Source organism: Bradyrhizobium sp. Leo114 (assembly GCF_055229415.2).
The window spans coordinates 25366-38601 of the sequence record NZ_JBUYEN020000039.1; the positions used below are offsets into that span (position 1 = coordinate 25366).

At 59.5% G+C, this 13236-nt stretch carries 14 protein-coding genes and 3 pseudogenes; 9 read left to right on the plus strand and 8 right to left on the minus strand.

Annotation, left to right across the window (positions count from 1 at the left end):
• Nucleotides 1–82: 82 nt before the first annotated feature.
• Both ACZIRK_RS34020 and ACZIRK_RS34025 read right to left on the minus strand, forming a co-directional pair.
• The gene (locus ACZIRK_RS34020) at nt 83–448 is read right to left on the minus strand and encodes a c-type cytochrome (RefSeq protein WP_028164535.1); all 366 of its coding nucleotides are present in this window, start codon (nt 446–448) and stop codon (nt 83–85) included.
• Between the two features lie 202 nt (nt 449–650).
• A pseudogene (locus ACZIRK_RS34025) lies at nt 651–755 on the minus strand (peptide-methionine (R)-S-oxide reductase); the annotation flags it as partial.
• A 1202-nt stretch (nt 756–1957) separates the two neighbouring features.
• Here ACZIRK_RS34025 and ACZIRK_RS34030 point away from each other — a divergent pair.
• On the plus strand, nt 1958–2203 hold the full coding sequence (locus tag ACZIRK_RS34030) for a hypothetical protein (RefSeq protein ID WP_207230980.1): 246 nt from the start codon (nt 1958–1960) through the stop codon (nt 2201–2203).
• 63 nt (nt 2204–2266) lie between these two features.
• Here the strand turns inward: ACZIRK_RS34030 and ACZIRK_RS34035 are convergent, their stop codons facing one another.
• Entirely contained in the window at nt 2267–2851 is a 585-nt protein-coding gene (locus ACZIRK_RS34035; RefSeq protein WP_349645059.1) for a Rid family hydrolase, read from the minus strand.
• A gap of 331 nt (nt 2852–3182) precedes the next feature.
• Here ACZIRK_RS34035 and ACZIRK_RS34040 point away from each other — a divergent pair.
• The 4 genes and pseudogenes from ACZIRK_RS34040 to hemC form a co-directional block, all read left to right on the plus strand.
• Nucleotides 3183–3392, plus strand: a pseudogene (locus ACZIRK_RS34040) (SDR family NAD(P)-dependent oxidoreductase); the annotation flags it as partial.
• A 49-nt stretch (nt 3393–3441) separates the two neighbouring features.
• Nucleotides 3442–3672, plus strand: a complete 231-nt coding sequence (locus ACZIRK_RS34045; protein ID WP_028164537.1) for an SDR family oxidoreductase — start codon at nt 3442–3444, stop codon at nt 3670–3672.
• A gap of 265 nt (nt 3673–3937) precedes the next feature.
• A complete protein-coding gene (locus ACZIRK_RS34050; RefSeq protein WP_028164538.1) occupies nt 3938–4414 on the plus strand; it encodes a redoxin domain-containing protein in 477 nt (158 codons plus the stop codon).
• Nucleotides 4415–4611: 197 nt separating this feature from the next.
• The gene (hemC, locus tag ACZIRK_RS34055) at nt 4612–5589 is read left to right on the plus strand and encodes a hydroxymethylbilane synthase (protein ID WP_130224838.1); all 978 of its coding nucleotides are present in this window, start codon (nt 4612–4614) and stop codon (nt 5587–5589) included.
• Nucleotides 5590–6621: 1032 nt separating this feature from the next.
• Here the strand turns inward: hemC and ACZIRK_RS34060 are convergent.
• From ACZIRK_RS34060 to ACZIRK_RS34075, 4 genes and pseudogenes are all read right to left on the minus strand, one after another.
• A pseudogene (locus tag ACZIRK_RS34060) lies at nt 6622–7913 on the minus strand (IS701 family transposase).
• A 92-nt stretch (nt 7914–8005) separates the two neighbouring features.
• On the minus strand, nt 8006–8539 hold the full coding sequence (locus tag ACZIRK_RS34065; RefSeq protein ID WP_245474607.1) for a cytochrome b: 534 nt from the start codon (nt 8537–8539) through the stop codon (nt 8006–8008).
• A gap of 173 nt (nt 8540–8712) precedes the next feature.
• A complete protein-coding gene (locus ACZIRK_RS34070; RefSeq protein WP_474418943.1) occupies nt 8713–8991 on the minus strand; it encodes a hypothetical protein in 279 nt (92 codons plus the stop codon).
• A 228-nt stretch (nt 8992–9219) separates the two neighbouring features.
• Nucleotides 9220–9555, minus strand: a complete 336-nt coding sequence (locus tag ACZIRK_RS34075; protein ID WP_130224845.1) for a hypothetical protein — start codon at nt 9553–9555, stop codon at nt 9220–9222.
• Nucleotides 9556–10727: 1172 nt separating this feature from the next.
• On the opposite strand from ACZIRK_RS34075, the gene ACZIRK_RS34080 reads away from it, so the two are divergent.
• The 3 genes from ACZIRK_RS34080 to ACZIRK_RS34090 all read left to right on the plus strand — a co-directional run bounded on the left by ACZIRK_RS34080 (nt 10728) and on the right by ACZIRK_RS34090 (nt 11475).
• Nucleotides 10728–10925 carry a hypothetical protein gene (locus ACZIRK_RS34080; protein WP_130224847.1) on the plus strand — a complete coding sequence of 66 codons (198 nt, stop codon included), beginning with the start codon at nt 10728–10730 and terminating at the stop codon, nt 10923–10925.
• Between the two features lie 152 nt (nt 10926–11077).
• Nucleotides 11078–11269 (plus strand): hypothetical protein, encoded by a 192-nt coding sequence (locus tag ACZIRK_RS34085; RefSeq protein ID WP_130224919.1) that lies wholly within the window; start codon nt 11078–11080, stop codon nt 11267–11269.
• Complete coding sequence (locus ACZIRK_RS34090) at nt 11266–11475, plus strand: hypothetical protein (protein ID WP_130224849.1); 210 nt, start codon at nt 11266–11268, stop codon at nt 11473–11475. Before ACZIRK_RS34085 ends, ACZIRK_RS34090 begins: the two co-directional genes overlap by 4 nt.
• 442 nt (nt 11476–11917) lie before the next feature.
• On the opposite strand, the gene ACZIRK_RS34095 is transcribed toward ACZIRK_RS34090, so the two are convergent.
• Nucleotides 11918–12109 (minus strand): helix-turn-helix domain-containing protein, encoded by a 192-nt coding sequence (locus ACZIRK_RS34095; RefSeq protein WP_130224851.1) that lies wholly within the window; start codon nt 12107–12109, stop codon nt 11918–11920.
• 557 nt (nt 12110–12666) lie between these two features.
• On the opposite strand from ACZIRK_RS34095, the gene ACZIRK_RS34100 reads away from it, so the two are divergent.
• A complete protein-coding gene (locus ACZIRK_RS34100; RefSeq protein ID WP_245474608.1) occupies nt 12667–13176 on the plus strand; it encodes a sensor histidine kinase in 510 nt (169 codons plus the stop codon).
• The last annotated feature ends 60 nt before the right edge of the window (nt 13177–13236 follow it).

Here is a 13236-nt window from a genome sequence, read left to right on the forward strand (position 1 = left end):
GGTCGCCTGCGTCGGCCGCAGCTGCGTAGCGACGTAACGTCCAAATGGATGACATCTTGCTGACGCCTCGCTCAACGAGTCGCTACTTCAACGTAGCAAGATAAGTAACGAGGTCCGTCCGGTCCGTCGGGTTCTTCAGCCCTGTGTAGGCCATTCTATTTCCGGGAACCACCTTCTGTGGCGATTCCAGATACGCATCGAGGGTCTTCGCATCCCACACAATGCCGGACTGCTTCATCGCGCTACTGTAGCTGAAGCCAGGAGCCGTGGCCGCCTTCCTGCCAATGATTCCTTCCAGGCCCGGCCCGACGCGATTGGCATGATCCGTCGCATGGCATGCTGCGCAAGCTTTGAAGATGGTTTGTCCGTGCTCGGCGTCCTGTGCGTAGCTGAGATTCGTGGTTACTCCCGTAAGTACGAGCACCGCGATAAACACTCCGCCTTTCATTGGAACATCCTTTTTAGATCGGGATCAGCGGTGGCGCAGCCGCGCAACCTAACTGTTGAGGTCGTCGTCGAGTCGACGCGCGCGCATGCCTCTAAGGGCTTATCGGGTAAGGACGGATGCACCGACAACAAAGAGGTTCTCTACATTCCTCCCTCGAAATCGGTGAAGGAAAGCGCAGGCGGGACTGCGGTCTAGACCGACAACCGGTACCGCTGTCGAATTTGTCGGCGCACGCGAATAATGGCTCGCCCGACACCACCTCGGCGTAGAGTTCCGGCTCTTTGTTGTCCCAGTACTCGTTCCGAAACGAGTCCCTGCTTGCCGTCTTGATGCGTGATCCGGCACTAAGCGTTAGCGGCGATACCGCCTCGAGGTTTTTGTACGCGTTCATCCTTCGATCTCCTCGCAAACAAACAAAAAATAGGACGGCGAAAGTCGACGGTCCAATGACTTGTGGCTATGGAATCGATGCCATCGACGTTGTGCGGGAAAATAGACGGTGCAGTACAAACATATGCTTCCCGCTGATCGGGCTTAGAGGTCTCTGTAAATAGAAACGTCGATTTCGAGGAGCGGGGGCTGGTGGCAGTCCTCCCTACAGCAGCACGCGGCGCGGCGCGCGGGCCGCTGACGGAGCTGTTGGCGAAAATCTCGCGGGGAGGCGTCGCATCGATCCCTACAACGCCTCGATCGCGGCGACAGAAGCTCCCGTTGTCTCGCCGGGCGCCTGCCGTCGGCGCTCAGGACCCGGCACCAGCTTCCACCTCCTGATCAATCGAAGCGAGGAGGGCTGCGATTGACGCGCGCTTGTTGCCGGGCCGCGATTGAAACCGCAGTGGGTTTGTCGTGTGCTTTAGCATAGTTGTCGCCTCCGGCGTCGGTCGCCGACAAGGGTGGGCAATGGCCTAAGCGCGTCTTCCGTCGTCGCGTTAGGCGCCTTCGGATTCAAAATAGGCCGATCAGCGCGTGTTTGATCCGGCAGCGACCTCACCTCAGCCTCCGCAGTCGGCCTTGGCTCAGCCTTTGGCAGAGATGGAGGGGAGGCGGAAACGCCGTCATCCGCGTTCGACCTAAACTCTATAGGAGCCGCTCCGGCGACAGGGTGCCGCGTCCGTGCTCGGCGCCGCCCATCTCGCAGGCGGTATGGCGTCCGCATAAGCAGTATCGACAGAAGTCTGCGCTTCGACAGTATCGGGTTCGCCCTACTCGAGTAGCACGGCTGGGGTAGCGTTTGCCGCGGCGTCGACCTCTACCATGGAGGGTGGGGGGATCGTGCCATCGGGAGAGAGGCGGAGTCCGCCGAGCGCCGGTTTCGAAATTCTTCATAGGTCGCCTTATTCGGAGCATCCTTATAGTAGGTGATCTTCCGCACCATGAAGCCCGGCCCTATGTCTGCCTTTCCAACTCTGTTGCGTTCCTGGCCCGGCACTGGCGCGCTGTTTGATTGCCAATGGGTATCCTACACTGGGACCCTCTCCGGCCTCGAAGCGTCCAAATTCATTGAAGAACGTGTACACCACGACAACATCGCCTACCGGACGGGTTCAGCTTGTCGGCGTCGCGGCCGCGATCGTTGCGGGTCTGGGCGTCTGTTACCTGCGCCGCATGCTTGGTGATGTCATACGTGTTGAGGCAGTGGAGCTAGCGCTCAACGATGAGCTGCGGTTGCTGATCCATCCGGATATCCGCAAGTCAGGACGAATATACGCATTCATGACGCACTGCGTGAAGTCGATCAAAAAGCTACGCGATTGATAGAGGGCTTTGGGGAACGACTTTGGCTCCGCCGATGTGGCGGAGATCACCGCGGCTTCGCTTCTACCCCGACAGCGCAGCCTTGAAGGTGATTTCGATGAGCTGTTCAGGAAAGGCCAGTCTCGTCACGCCGATCAGGTTACTGGCGCACTGAGGTCGTGCCGCGCCGTAGGCCTCCTTGTGCGCCTTGCCCGCGGCGGCGAATGCGGCGTCGACATCGAGGACATAGAGCGTCTCCTCGACGACATTGTCCAGCGTTGCCCCGAAGCGCGCCAAAAGCTTGACGGCATTGGCGTAGATCGCACGCATCTGCTGTTCCATCATCGAGAACTCGGCCGGCTTGCCGGATTCATCGAGAGAACCAGGCGCGATCAGGTTCCCCTTCTCGTTGTGGCTGAGCTGGCCAAAGACATGGAGCTCTCTCAACTTGTTCAGCTTATCGGTGTGATTGTGGAGGGTATCGTCCAGGGCTTCGGAAAGATCACTGGCAATTTCGGCCCGGGCCTGCTCATCGCTTTCGATCGGTTCGCTTCGGTCAAGGCTAGCACCAGCAATATAGTCGAAGTACTTTTCGCGCGCGCTTTGAAGGGCCGCGCCCTCAAGCGTGGCATTCCTCGCAACCGGATCACGCGGCACGGCGAGCAGCAATAACCATCGTCTATCGACTCTATGGCGAAAGGTGATTTCCCTCGCCGGCGTTGCAAAGTCATTCTCCAACGCATCGTCGTACCGAAACGTCCAGTGCGGCGACCGAGACGCGATGCCGGATTGAGAAGCCGGGAGACTCGAGATGCAAAGCAACGACGTAGTTGAAGTCGTCCCGCTCTCGGGGGGCAGCGAAGTTACCTTGTTCCTGGATGTAACTCCCGTTCTTGCGGGCAACTGCGGGTGTATTGGTGGAATTGGGCGGCCGTCCGGCACCTATCAATCGGTGAGAGCCACGTTGTCCTGAACGTGAGGAGGGTTGAGATCCCAGTGGTTGGCGAAGGGAGCGAAAGTGGCGATCAGCGGACGCCGCAGGGAAGTCGTCGCCAAAGTCATTCGACCGATGCAAACCGGGAGCGCCGAGATGCACGGCATAGCGTCTGATGTCGCGACGGCCGACGGCTGCGCCGCGACGCTCGAACAGGCTCTTGCCGCTCTCGCCGGCCTTGATGCCCTTGTGAACAACGCCAGCGCGGTGCGGGTCGGTCGTCGGGAGAACACGGACGGAGCCCGAGCTGCAGGCCCTAATCGACGTGACCGCACCGATCCTGCTGACGCGGGCGGCACCGCTAGTGATCCGCAACAGCGGCGACGCCATGATGGTGAATGTTTCCTCCGGTATCGCGCCGGTCGGCGCGCCGTTCTACGAGACCTATGCCACGCTAAAGGCTCGGCTTGCCTATTTCGGCGAACCGCCGCGGCGCGAGTTGAAAAGGGAGGGCATCCATGTCCTCTCTATCCCGGCGAGACGGATATGCAAATGATGAAGTCAAACCCCGCCGGGCCCGAACCTGGCTTTACGCGCCAACCGGCCTCCGCCGTTGCCGACGCCATCGCAGAAGGCATCGAAATCGGCGTCCGAGGTGATCCGTAGCGGCCGGGTCCCGGCTCGGATGATCGCGCTCAATCGCGAGAACCCGGTTGCGGTCGATGAGCGCTTGCTCGGTTTGAAGCCGGCGCTAGAGGAAGCGATAAAAGATCATTCGGCGCCTTGAGCGCCAAATAGTTCAAACATGGAGTGCAATTGTGATGCTGCAAAATGGCGATGTCTTTCCCTCTCTTACCTTTGCTCGCGTCGGTGGCGGCGAAATCCATTTGCCTGCCGATCTCGCCGGTTGGTTCGGTGTGGTCCTATTCCACCGCGGTTCCTGGTGTCCGTACTGCAATGCTCAGCTTGCCGCTTTTGCGAGAGCGGCGGACAAATTCGCTGGGGAACGCCTCAAGGTCGTCTCTGTATCGGTAGACGATCGGGAAAAGTCGGAGATGCTCGTCGAAAAGCACAAGCTCAATTTCCCGGTCGCTTACGGCGCCAACGCGCGAGCGGTTTCCGCAGTCACCGGCGCCTTCGTCAATGACGATCCCGTCTGTCTCCAGGCAACTGGCTTCGTCCTCAATCCCGAAGGCCGGGTGGTGACGGCCGTGTATTCGACCCGCGCGATCGGCCGTCTGATGCCCGACGATGTGCTCGGATTTGTCCGCCACCTCAAATCTTTGGCAAAGAACTGACGAGCAGCGGCCGATTAGCGGGAGCTCGATGAATGGCACAGCCGATTCTAGAGCCGCGCAGCCGCGTTATCGATGCGGAATCGTGCCCGGGAGAGTTCGGCGGGGGAAAGCCGGGTCGGCACCGGGGCACGGTGCTGGCCGCCTGCGATCGCCGCGCCCTGCGGGAGTGAGGCCCGCGGGCCTTGAATGGGATACGTATGCTATCGGATCGATTGCGGCTCGGCACGCGCAAAAGCGCAATGGCGATCACCCAGACTGAGGAGATCGCACGACGCCTGAAAGCCGTCGGCACCGAGGTCGAAATCGTCAAGTTCGAGACCACGGGCGATATCGACCAGGTTGGCAAGCTCTTGCCGCATGGCGGCAAAGGTGGGGCCTTCGTGGCGCAGATTCGCGAGGCGGTGCTTAGCGGAAGGCTCCACGCCGCGATGCATTCGCTTAAGGACGTGCCGGGCAATGAGGACACGCCCGGGCTTGTGATCGGCGCGACGCTCTCGCGCGATCCGCCCGGCGACGTCCTGGTGCTGCGGCCGGGCACCTCGGTCGACGAGCTCAAACGCACGCGTGGCAAGGGATTCGAGATCGGCACCAACTCCGTCCGCCGCGCGGCCTATGTGCGGCGGCTGTTTCCGGAGATCGAGGTCATCCATTTCCGCGGCGCCGCCGACAGCCGCGTGCGCAAGCTTGACCAGGGCGCAAAGCAGAAGCTGCCAGATGGCGGTGAGGTGGGGCCTGCGGATGCGTTGATCATGGCGCGCTCAGGCGTTGAGCGCGTCAGGCTTACGAGCCGGATAGCGTACGAATTTTCGATTGCCGAGATGCTGCCGGCAGTGGGGCAGGGGATAATCGCAGTCGAATGCGCCGCGCGCGATTTCGAGACGCGCCGTATCCTGTCAGCGATCGACGACGCGACGACCCACGCGTGCGCCGACGCCGAGCGCGAGGTGCTGTGGGTGCTCAATGGCCATTGTAACTCGCCGATCGCGGGATTTGCGGAAGTCACGGGCGCGGAGATGCAGCTCGCCGCATCCGTGCTCGATCATGCGGGCGGTCGGATCATCGAGGCCTCGCGTGTTGGTCGAGCAAGCCGCCCGCGCGAACTCGGCCGCGCAGTGGGAATGGAGCTGCTCGCCAGAGGTGCTGCCGAGATTATCGAGCGCGGCCGGCCGGTGTGATGGAGCGCCATTGCGGGAACGAAGCCACGAAGCAATCCGGAGTCACAGGTGAGGCTCGGGATTGCTTCGCTTCGCTCGCAATTACGGCCGGACAACGACGAGCGCCAACCGCAGCTTGTGACGGAACTTGCTTGGCTAATTCCCAACGAATTGGTTTGGCGCTTTGCCTTCTCAGGTTGCCCGAAGGACGTAAGAGAGCAGATAGATGCTTCGAGGAGACTCGACATCGATGAAGTCATCCTTGCCATTTCATCCGCAGATCTGTTCGCGTTCCGCTGTTAAGCAATCGTACCATTTCGAGGCCTGCTGATCGATGCCGGGTATAAAGATCCGCAGAGTGGCGCGACGCTGGCAGGAGCGAAAGAGAGTCTCAACCTTCTACGAGCAACGTGATTTCCGTTAGCCTCAACCACAGGAACGGTGAAATCTGCGTCGCAGCCAATCCCCGCCTGACGCGAGCGGCTTTTCGGGGGCAGCACGTCAAAGTCTCATATTCGAGCGCAACGAACTGGAAAGCGAGTCGCAAAGCCATCCCGCATTGTTGGTCTTGCTCGAACATCCGACCTGGCCGGGCGCTCGGCAACGGCAATGGAGCGCACCTCGAGACCCTCGCGCCCCATTTGCGAGGCCACGCGGCATGGGAGGGCTTCTCCGCATCCGACCGCGGCAAGAAGCGGGGCCCATTGCGGGCGGCGCTGGACGAGATTGCAGACCGCACACGCGGCCTAGAAGGTAGCATAGGCTGCACCATCGAAGACTAATAGCGGGCTTGTGGGGTTAAGCCGTCCCAAGGAACTACCGTTCCTTGAAGGGCGGCGCGACATGAGACCGAGTGATTCTGCCGGGACTCTCGGCGGATTCAGACGAAAAACGCCTCGCGGCAGTAGCTCGAACTAATCTTACTGCGTTATGATTTTTCTGGGCGTGCATGATGCTGCGACGGCGCCGCAACAAGGGCATCGTATGACCGTTTTGCTGAGGGCCCGGCTCAGCCGCACGCGCATGGTTGCGATCGAGTTCGGGACGTGGCGTTCAGGCCGCAAGGGCAGATCCTCTGGGTCGATAATTGTCGGGTAAGGGAGAGACCTGGATTGGCGCGGCAGAACGAGGTCCTGAGGGGTGAATCGTCGCCTGTTCGGCGATGAGAAAGCCGTACGCCGCGATGCACAGGGTGGCGTGATGATGGAAGCCACGCCAGCCGCGCCCTTCGTAGTGACCGAGCCCGACCTCCTGCTTGAGTTCCTGATAGTCGCGCTCGATGCGCCAGCGCAGCTTGGCCAGATCGACGAGCTGCGTGAAGCTGACGTTCTCCGGCAGCGTGGAGAGCCAGTATTTGGTTGGCTCTGCTTCGCCCTCCGGCCATTCGATCAACAGCCACTCAGGCGACAGCTTCTCGGGGATCAGTTTGTTGTACCCGACGCGGACACGCACACGCGCGAAGCGCGAGGATAGCTGGTCGGCCGAGCCTTCCCGCCACGTCACCGTGCGCCAGGCCTGCTTCGGTAAACCGAGTGCCACTTTTTTGGCCGAGACCAGTTCGGGCTCGTCGCGGCGGCCGGTGTTGTTCATCGGCTTGTCCATCCGCCGTGGGCCACTGCCAGGGGCCCACATCAAGATGGTCGGCACGATGCCGACCACGTAAGGTACGCCCAACTCCGTCATGCCTGCACGCAGCCGCGCGTCCCTGCCGTAGGCCGCATCCATCAACGCGACGCCGCGTGGCAGACCGCTCTCGCAGGCCCAGCGGATTTGCTCCAGCGCGATCTGCGGCTTGGTCCTGAACTTGATCTGCTTCGGCACGCCTGCCTTCTTCCGCCGGGCACGATCCTTCGTCCAGGCTTCCGGCAGGTACAGCCGATAGGCCACCGGAAGGCTGGCGGCAAGATTGGCAACCGACAGCGACACCGCGACACCGCGACCTGGCAATTGGCCTGCTTGCCGAGCTGCCCGCAATATTGGTGGTGCACGCCGACCGAATGCTTGCCTTGCTTGGGGAACGAGGTGTCATCGATGATCCAGGCCTCGATCGTTCCGCTCTTCTCGGTCGCCGGCAGCACCATCTCGCGCACCTTGGCCAGCACGCCCTCGTCCGACCAAGCCGCGTTGGCGACAAAATGCAGCAACGACTGGTGCTGTGCCGCCGTCCGCGCTGGAGCCGTCCGCGCCGCCATCGGCTCAACGCTCTTGCGTTCCCCAGGCAGCATCAGGCCCGTGCAATAGTCGCGCAGCGGTCTCGTCCGCTCCACGTGGCCGATCACGCTTCCAAGACCGGCTACATACTCCCCAAACCGCGTTTCGCTATCTCCACCCTGATCGAGATTCATCTGGCCCTTCGCGCGCCAAATATTGAATCTCCTCAATTACTTGATTCTCAGCCTCAATGACTGCGACCGTCTGACTCAGTACGACTAATCATTCATCCGCCCGGAGACATCGACTGAAATACTTCGTCGCGCAGATAGAAGTGGTGGAAGAGAGCCGCGGCTGCATGCACGCCGGCAACCCAGAGGATGGCGTTGCCGAGGGTGGTGTGTAGTTCCATGATCAGCTGCCCTAGTCGATGCGCCTTCGCGATCTGGGGAGCTATGTCGAATCCGGGAAGGGTGACGGGAATCCCCAAGAGCCAGGTACCAAGCACCGCCGTTATTGGAATCGCGGTGAGGAGCGCATAAAGCGCGAACTGGACGAGTTTTGCGGCCGCAGCCATCCATCGCGGCATCGGCTGCTTCATGGGCGTGCTGTCGATCAGCCGCCATAGCAGCCGCAGCACGACGACAATGAACACGAGCACCCCAAGCGTCTCGTGAATCCGGCGGAGCCCGTCCGCGCCGGCGGAATAGAGCGAATCGGGGTCGCCCTTGCTCACCACATAAGCGGCGAGAACCAGCATGACGGTCAGCCAATGGAAGGCCTGGGCACCGGCGCCGTAGCGAGAGGAAGTGCTGCGCAAAGCGATTACTCCGATCTTGAGCCCGCCGCAGCGGTTGATGAACAGTGGCGGCGCGTCGCCAGAGATTTGAATGCTTGGTAAGCTGGCTGATGGTCTCCCCGGCGCCCAACTTTAAATTATGACAAACCCATCGCCCAAGCGTACACCATCGGTGTCCGAGCGTCCGGCACTCTTCAACCCGGACTGCAAGAGGAGATGATCATCGCAGTGGCCGCGGAGATTGTGGGCAGCAGCTTCAATTCGCTTGCAATGGTGTTCCGCTCGCCTTCATCCATCTTCGCAGAAAAGTTCGCAGAGAACTTGTCATCGAGCCGGACGGCGCAGCGGCCCGACCTGAAAGATCGCTCGAAACCCAGCCGTCCGGGTTTTCCGTGACGGCGGCGCCATCTTCTTGCACAGTTGTAGCCGGGATAAGCGAGCAGCTCATGCTGGCTGTTCTTCAGGACGGGCATTGGATTGCCTGTTCAGTCGTGTAGTGGGCTGATACTGAGCTTTGTGACTGGGGCGCGTACTAAAGGCGTAGATGTCAGTTTCTAATGGCCAAGCGGACAGATCGCGATCAATCTGAACTTTACCGCTCGTGACCAAGGGCGACGTGCGCACCGAGGAACGCTAAAATCTCTCAAATACATGTTGGCGATCGGCGGCTCGAGGGAGCCGCACGCTGCCAAGCTTTGACGTCACCACCGATTGTAGTCACCCCAGCCGTAAGAGAAGTCGGGGTAGTAATAGGTCGGATAGCGCCAATATGAATTATAGGTCGGATAGCGCCAGTACGAATTATAGGTGGGATAGTCCAAGTACGAAGGGTAGGGATAATCATTCGGCGTGCGTTGCACTCCGCGTGTGCCCCGATCCCGCCGCACCCGATAGCGCACGTCCGTCTTTACGGCGGCTATTGCCGCCTTGATCGACGTGCCATTGATCGGCGCAGCAGACGATTTGGCCGTGGTGGTAACTGCGATAGGAACGGCAATTGCGAGCGCAATCGCAAGGCTGCGGACTTCAATCTTCATGGTAGCTCCTGTTCGTGTAAAAGATGACTCCCATCACCCAACGAGAATGACCTTGCAACGCCGACGAGGGAAATCATCTCTCGCCATAGAGTCGATAGATGATCGTTATTGCCACCGAGCCGCGTGATGCCGTAGCGAGGTTATGCCACCAGCCGTATCTGCAGAAACTTTTAAACCCGTTGCCGCCCTTGGACCAATCGAGGTTGCGCGTGCCAACGCGCCGCCGTCCTTGACCATGACGCCGCTCCTACAACGGATTTGTCGTGCGCCATGTCGCCGACCGGATGCCGGACCGAGGTAAGAGAGGGAAAGACATCGCCATTTTGCAGATAGGGCAAGATGCCTACAGAGAAAATTTCAGAAGATCCGGAACTGTATGGGTAACGACCAAGCTGTTCTTGCACACTCAGGTCTGGTGGCGGCACGAAGCCAAGTCCCCCGACTCGCCACTCGATCCGAGCTGACCCGGACGCGTTACGTCGCCTCTTGGCCCTTCAGAGATCTGACAACAGCCGGTCACTACGTCTGCTGTTCAGCGTAGACCGGAAGTGACGGCTTGGCCGCCAAAAACGGCGCTCATGACCCGTTGCGGAAGCGGTCGGCTTGAGGGGCGCGCTCCCAACACCTTCGTACTATTCCCTGGCCCCTTTGGATGGCCGGCGCATTACCCACGTACAATTGAGCGGCTGACCGCGCTCGTCCTAGGCTGCACGCGTAGGAAAAGCGGACAGGCCCATGCAGTGCCACGGTGGAAAAGGATGATCGACGAACGGCGACGATAGTACCAACAGGAGACTACGATGCCCCATTGCTCCGATAACCTTAGATCTGGCAGTGCCGCGCGATGCGCAGTGTGTGATGGCAAGTTTGGTCTCGTCCGGCACTACGCGTGGCGAACCCCGAGAAGTGCGTCGATCGCTTCAGAACCCGCAGGCAAAGTGATCGCAATTGGGTGAGCCGGCTCCAAATCACCTTCGACCAGCCGCCCGAGAACCGCGCGAGGGCTTTATGACGGTCCAGATCTCACAAGGAGACAAGGAATATTTAGAAACAGCAAAGAGTTTGCTCCGTGCCGCCAAAACCATGAGCGACTCAGCGATTGCGGGTCAGCTCAAGGCCTTGGCCGCTAGCATGTCACGTTTTGAAGTGGTGTCAGCTCGCGAGAAAGACGCATGCCTCTCGAATTCTGCACCATTGAAGCGCTGAACCTGCGCCCCGGCTCCAAGGATCTGGAAGCATTCAACGTCGAGCGTGTGCGCGGCTACCTCGAGTGCAATCTCGGCTGCACAAAGAAGGAAGTGATCCACGCGCTAGGCCTGAATCCGCGCACGGTGGCCAAGGCCATCAAGATCATCCGCGCACGATCATGAAGTTATGGCCCCAGCGCGGCCAGTCACGAGCTTTTTATTCCGTCGTTACCGCCTGCAGAGCTTCAAAGTTGGGGCTGAGATACTAATTCAAGGTGGAATGATTATCATCATCTAATAGCGGGCATGTTCTCTAACTAATGTTTGGAGCGAATATCGGCGAAGTTGTTCGATTTGTCCGAAAGTCTGAGCGAGAGCGGGCCCGTCTAGTTGGAGAAGCCCGCGCGATATATGACAGCATCTTTCCGCCGGCTGATCCAGCCAGCAAGCAGCAGGACAACGCACCGATAAGTCATAAGGTCAGCGGCCCCATTGCCCATCGTAGCGACGGGGTTCTCCTGTCGTGATCAAGATCATCGCCTTGCTCTGCAGTCTCTCCTCTCCGGAAAATTGCCACGAGCAGACCGTCACCACCTCGGACTTCGCTGACGTCTCGATGCAGTCCTGCCTGATGGGCGCGCCGCAGCTCGCCGAGTGGATGAAGCAGCATCCCGCCGAGCGCCTAGCGGCATGGCACTGCGTGATTGGCAAACAGGATGGCACGGGAGCTTAGGGAGGAAAGCCGCTTCCACGGGTGCTTTGAAATCGCTTAATCACAATGGCTGCGATTTCAGGCCATCATGTCACAACGTGCAAAATGTGGTGCCGATTATTCGGAACCGCTAGGGGTGGCACGTTGTGACCGGCGAGATGTCCAGTCATGGCCCAACTCGGACTTCTGGAGAGGTCTGCTATTGCGCCGCTATCAGGGGCGCGGCGGACCTACTATGCACTTGGTCTGCATCGGTCCGGGCTGCCGTTGTGGCCGTTGTCCGGGTTCAGCGAGGCGTCCAGCTCATCAACTTCGCAGCCCTCGCCGCCGGGTAAAGGGAAATGCCCTGTGACTATCTATCCGATAACCGTTTATCATGGGCCTTGATTCAGACGCGATCGCATGCCGGCAGGCCTTGCCTGCTGCGGCTGCGAGCCAGCTCGCCGTATCTTCAATCGAAGTTCTATCCATCACCCTCGGATTTCGCCGGGACGCATCCATGTACTTGGCGAAAGGCACGGAGAAAGCTGCTGCAGCTTCTATAACCGATCACCCATGCGATCTGCTCAACTGAGGATGTCTTGGCGGCGAGCATATCGGCTGCTGCAGGCTTCATCCGAATTACCACCCGATAACCAGTCATTATCGGTAGCATTCCCAATCTTCATTTCAGCATGTGCTTGCACTCTGGGATGGTGACATCCTGGATGCGAGACAGTTTGCTCTCAACGAAAAGTCCGACGAGATCGCCCGATCACCCGGAAGCTTCTCGTGACTCATCTTCAGCAATGATGTGTTCCGCAAAACCAGCGAGACCGAGTTGGCGATGTCGATAAGTGTTCAGGGCGAAAGAGGTAAGGAAGAGCAAAACGCGACCTTGGCTCTTCTCGAGGCGAGAAGCCAAGAAGGACTTGCGAAAGCGCGCTTCGGGATAGTTCTTCAGCGGTCACGAGCGTTAGCCGGGGCTGTGCTATTTACAGAAAGGAAGGCCGCCGAAAGGGTGTTTGACGCAACTCCGCCTGAGCGTTCGACCGCTTCGCGGCTGGCGGCTTTGGGCGAGCTTGCCGGTTTGATCGTGCACGAGGTGAATCAACCACGGACTGCGCTGATAACCAGCGCGGAGGCCCACAGCTGTTGGCTGTCAAGATGTCGAATGGAGATATCGAAGGCGGTCGAGGCTGCTAACCAGGTCTGTAGACAAAGGAACGCGCTATGTTGCGATCGAGTGTGGATTGGAAGTGCTGGCCAACGGTGGCTCAGGCGAGCCTCAGCTTCATCAGGATCGACGGCGTCATTTTGGAAGTATTAGGCATGTTTCGTGACGAGCTCGAGAAGTCATCCATTTCCGTGCGTGCCGACATCGATGAAGGGTTGCCGGAGTTGAGGGGAGATCGCTTGCAGCTACAGCAGGTTGTTTTCAACCTGCTGCGAAACGGCATCGATGAGATGAAGGATGTGTACGGCCGGCCGCGAAGGCTGGAAATATCGTGCCGTGCTGATGAAGTCGAAATGTTAGCGACATTTCGACATTGCGGTGTTGGCTCCGGAATAAACACAAACGATATGAATCACGTGTTCGATCCATTCTTCACCACAAGGGATTCTGGAATGAGTTCAGGCCTACTCATAAGCCGGCGCATTATAGAGGCTCATCGTGGACGGATCTCGGCAGAAACGAATGAGGATTGCGGCCTGACTATCCGGTTAGCGCTGCCGCTATGAGGAAGACCAGGAGCGCTCAGGGCGGGTTACAGCATTTCAACTTGCTTACGAAGCAGGCAG

Bases quoted from the DNA above. Each gene is read 5' to 3' on its own strand.
- ACZIRK_RS34020 (WP_028164535.1), bottom strand. From the start codon at position 448: ATGAAAGGCGGAGTGTTTATCGCGGTGCTCGTACTTACGGGAGTAACC.
- ACZIRK_RS34050 (WP_028164538.1), top strand. From the start codon at position 3,938: ATGCTGCAAAATGGCGATGTCTTTCCCTCTCTTACCTTTGCTCGCGTC.
- hemC (WP_130224838.1), top strand. From the start codon at position 4,612: ATGCTATCGGATCGATTGCGGCTCGGCACGCGCAAAAGCGCAATGGCG.
- ACZIRK_RS34070 (WP_474418943.1), bottom strand. From the start codon at position 8,991: ATGCCCGTCCTGAAGAACAGCCAGCATGAGCTGCTCGCTTATCCCGGC.
- ACZIRK_RS34075 (WP_130224845.1), bottom strand. From the start codon at position 9,555: ATGAAGATTGAAGTCCGCAGCCTTGCGATTGCGCTCGCAATTGCCGTT.
- ACZIRK_RS34080 (WP_130224847.1), top strand. From the start codon at position 10,728: ATGCCTCTCGAATTCTGCACCATTGAAGCGCTGAACCTGCGCCCCGGC.
- ACZIRK_RS34095 (WP_130224851.1), bottom strand. From the start codon at position 12,109: ATGCTACCGATAATGACTGGTTATCGGGTGGTAATTCGGATGAAGCCT.
- ACZIRK_RS34100 (WP_245474608.1), top strand. From the start codon at position 12,667: ATGTTGCGATCGAGTGTGGATTGGAAGTGCTGGCCAACGGTGGCTCAG.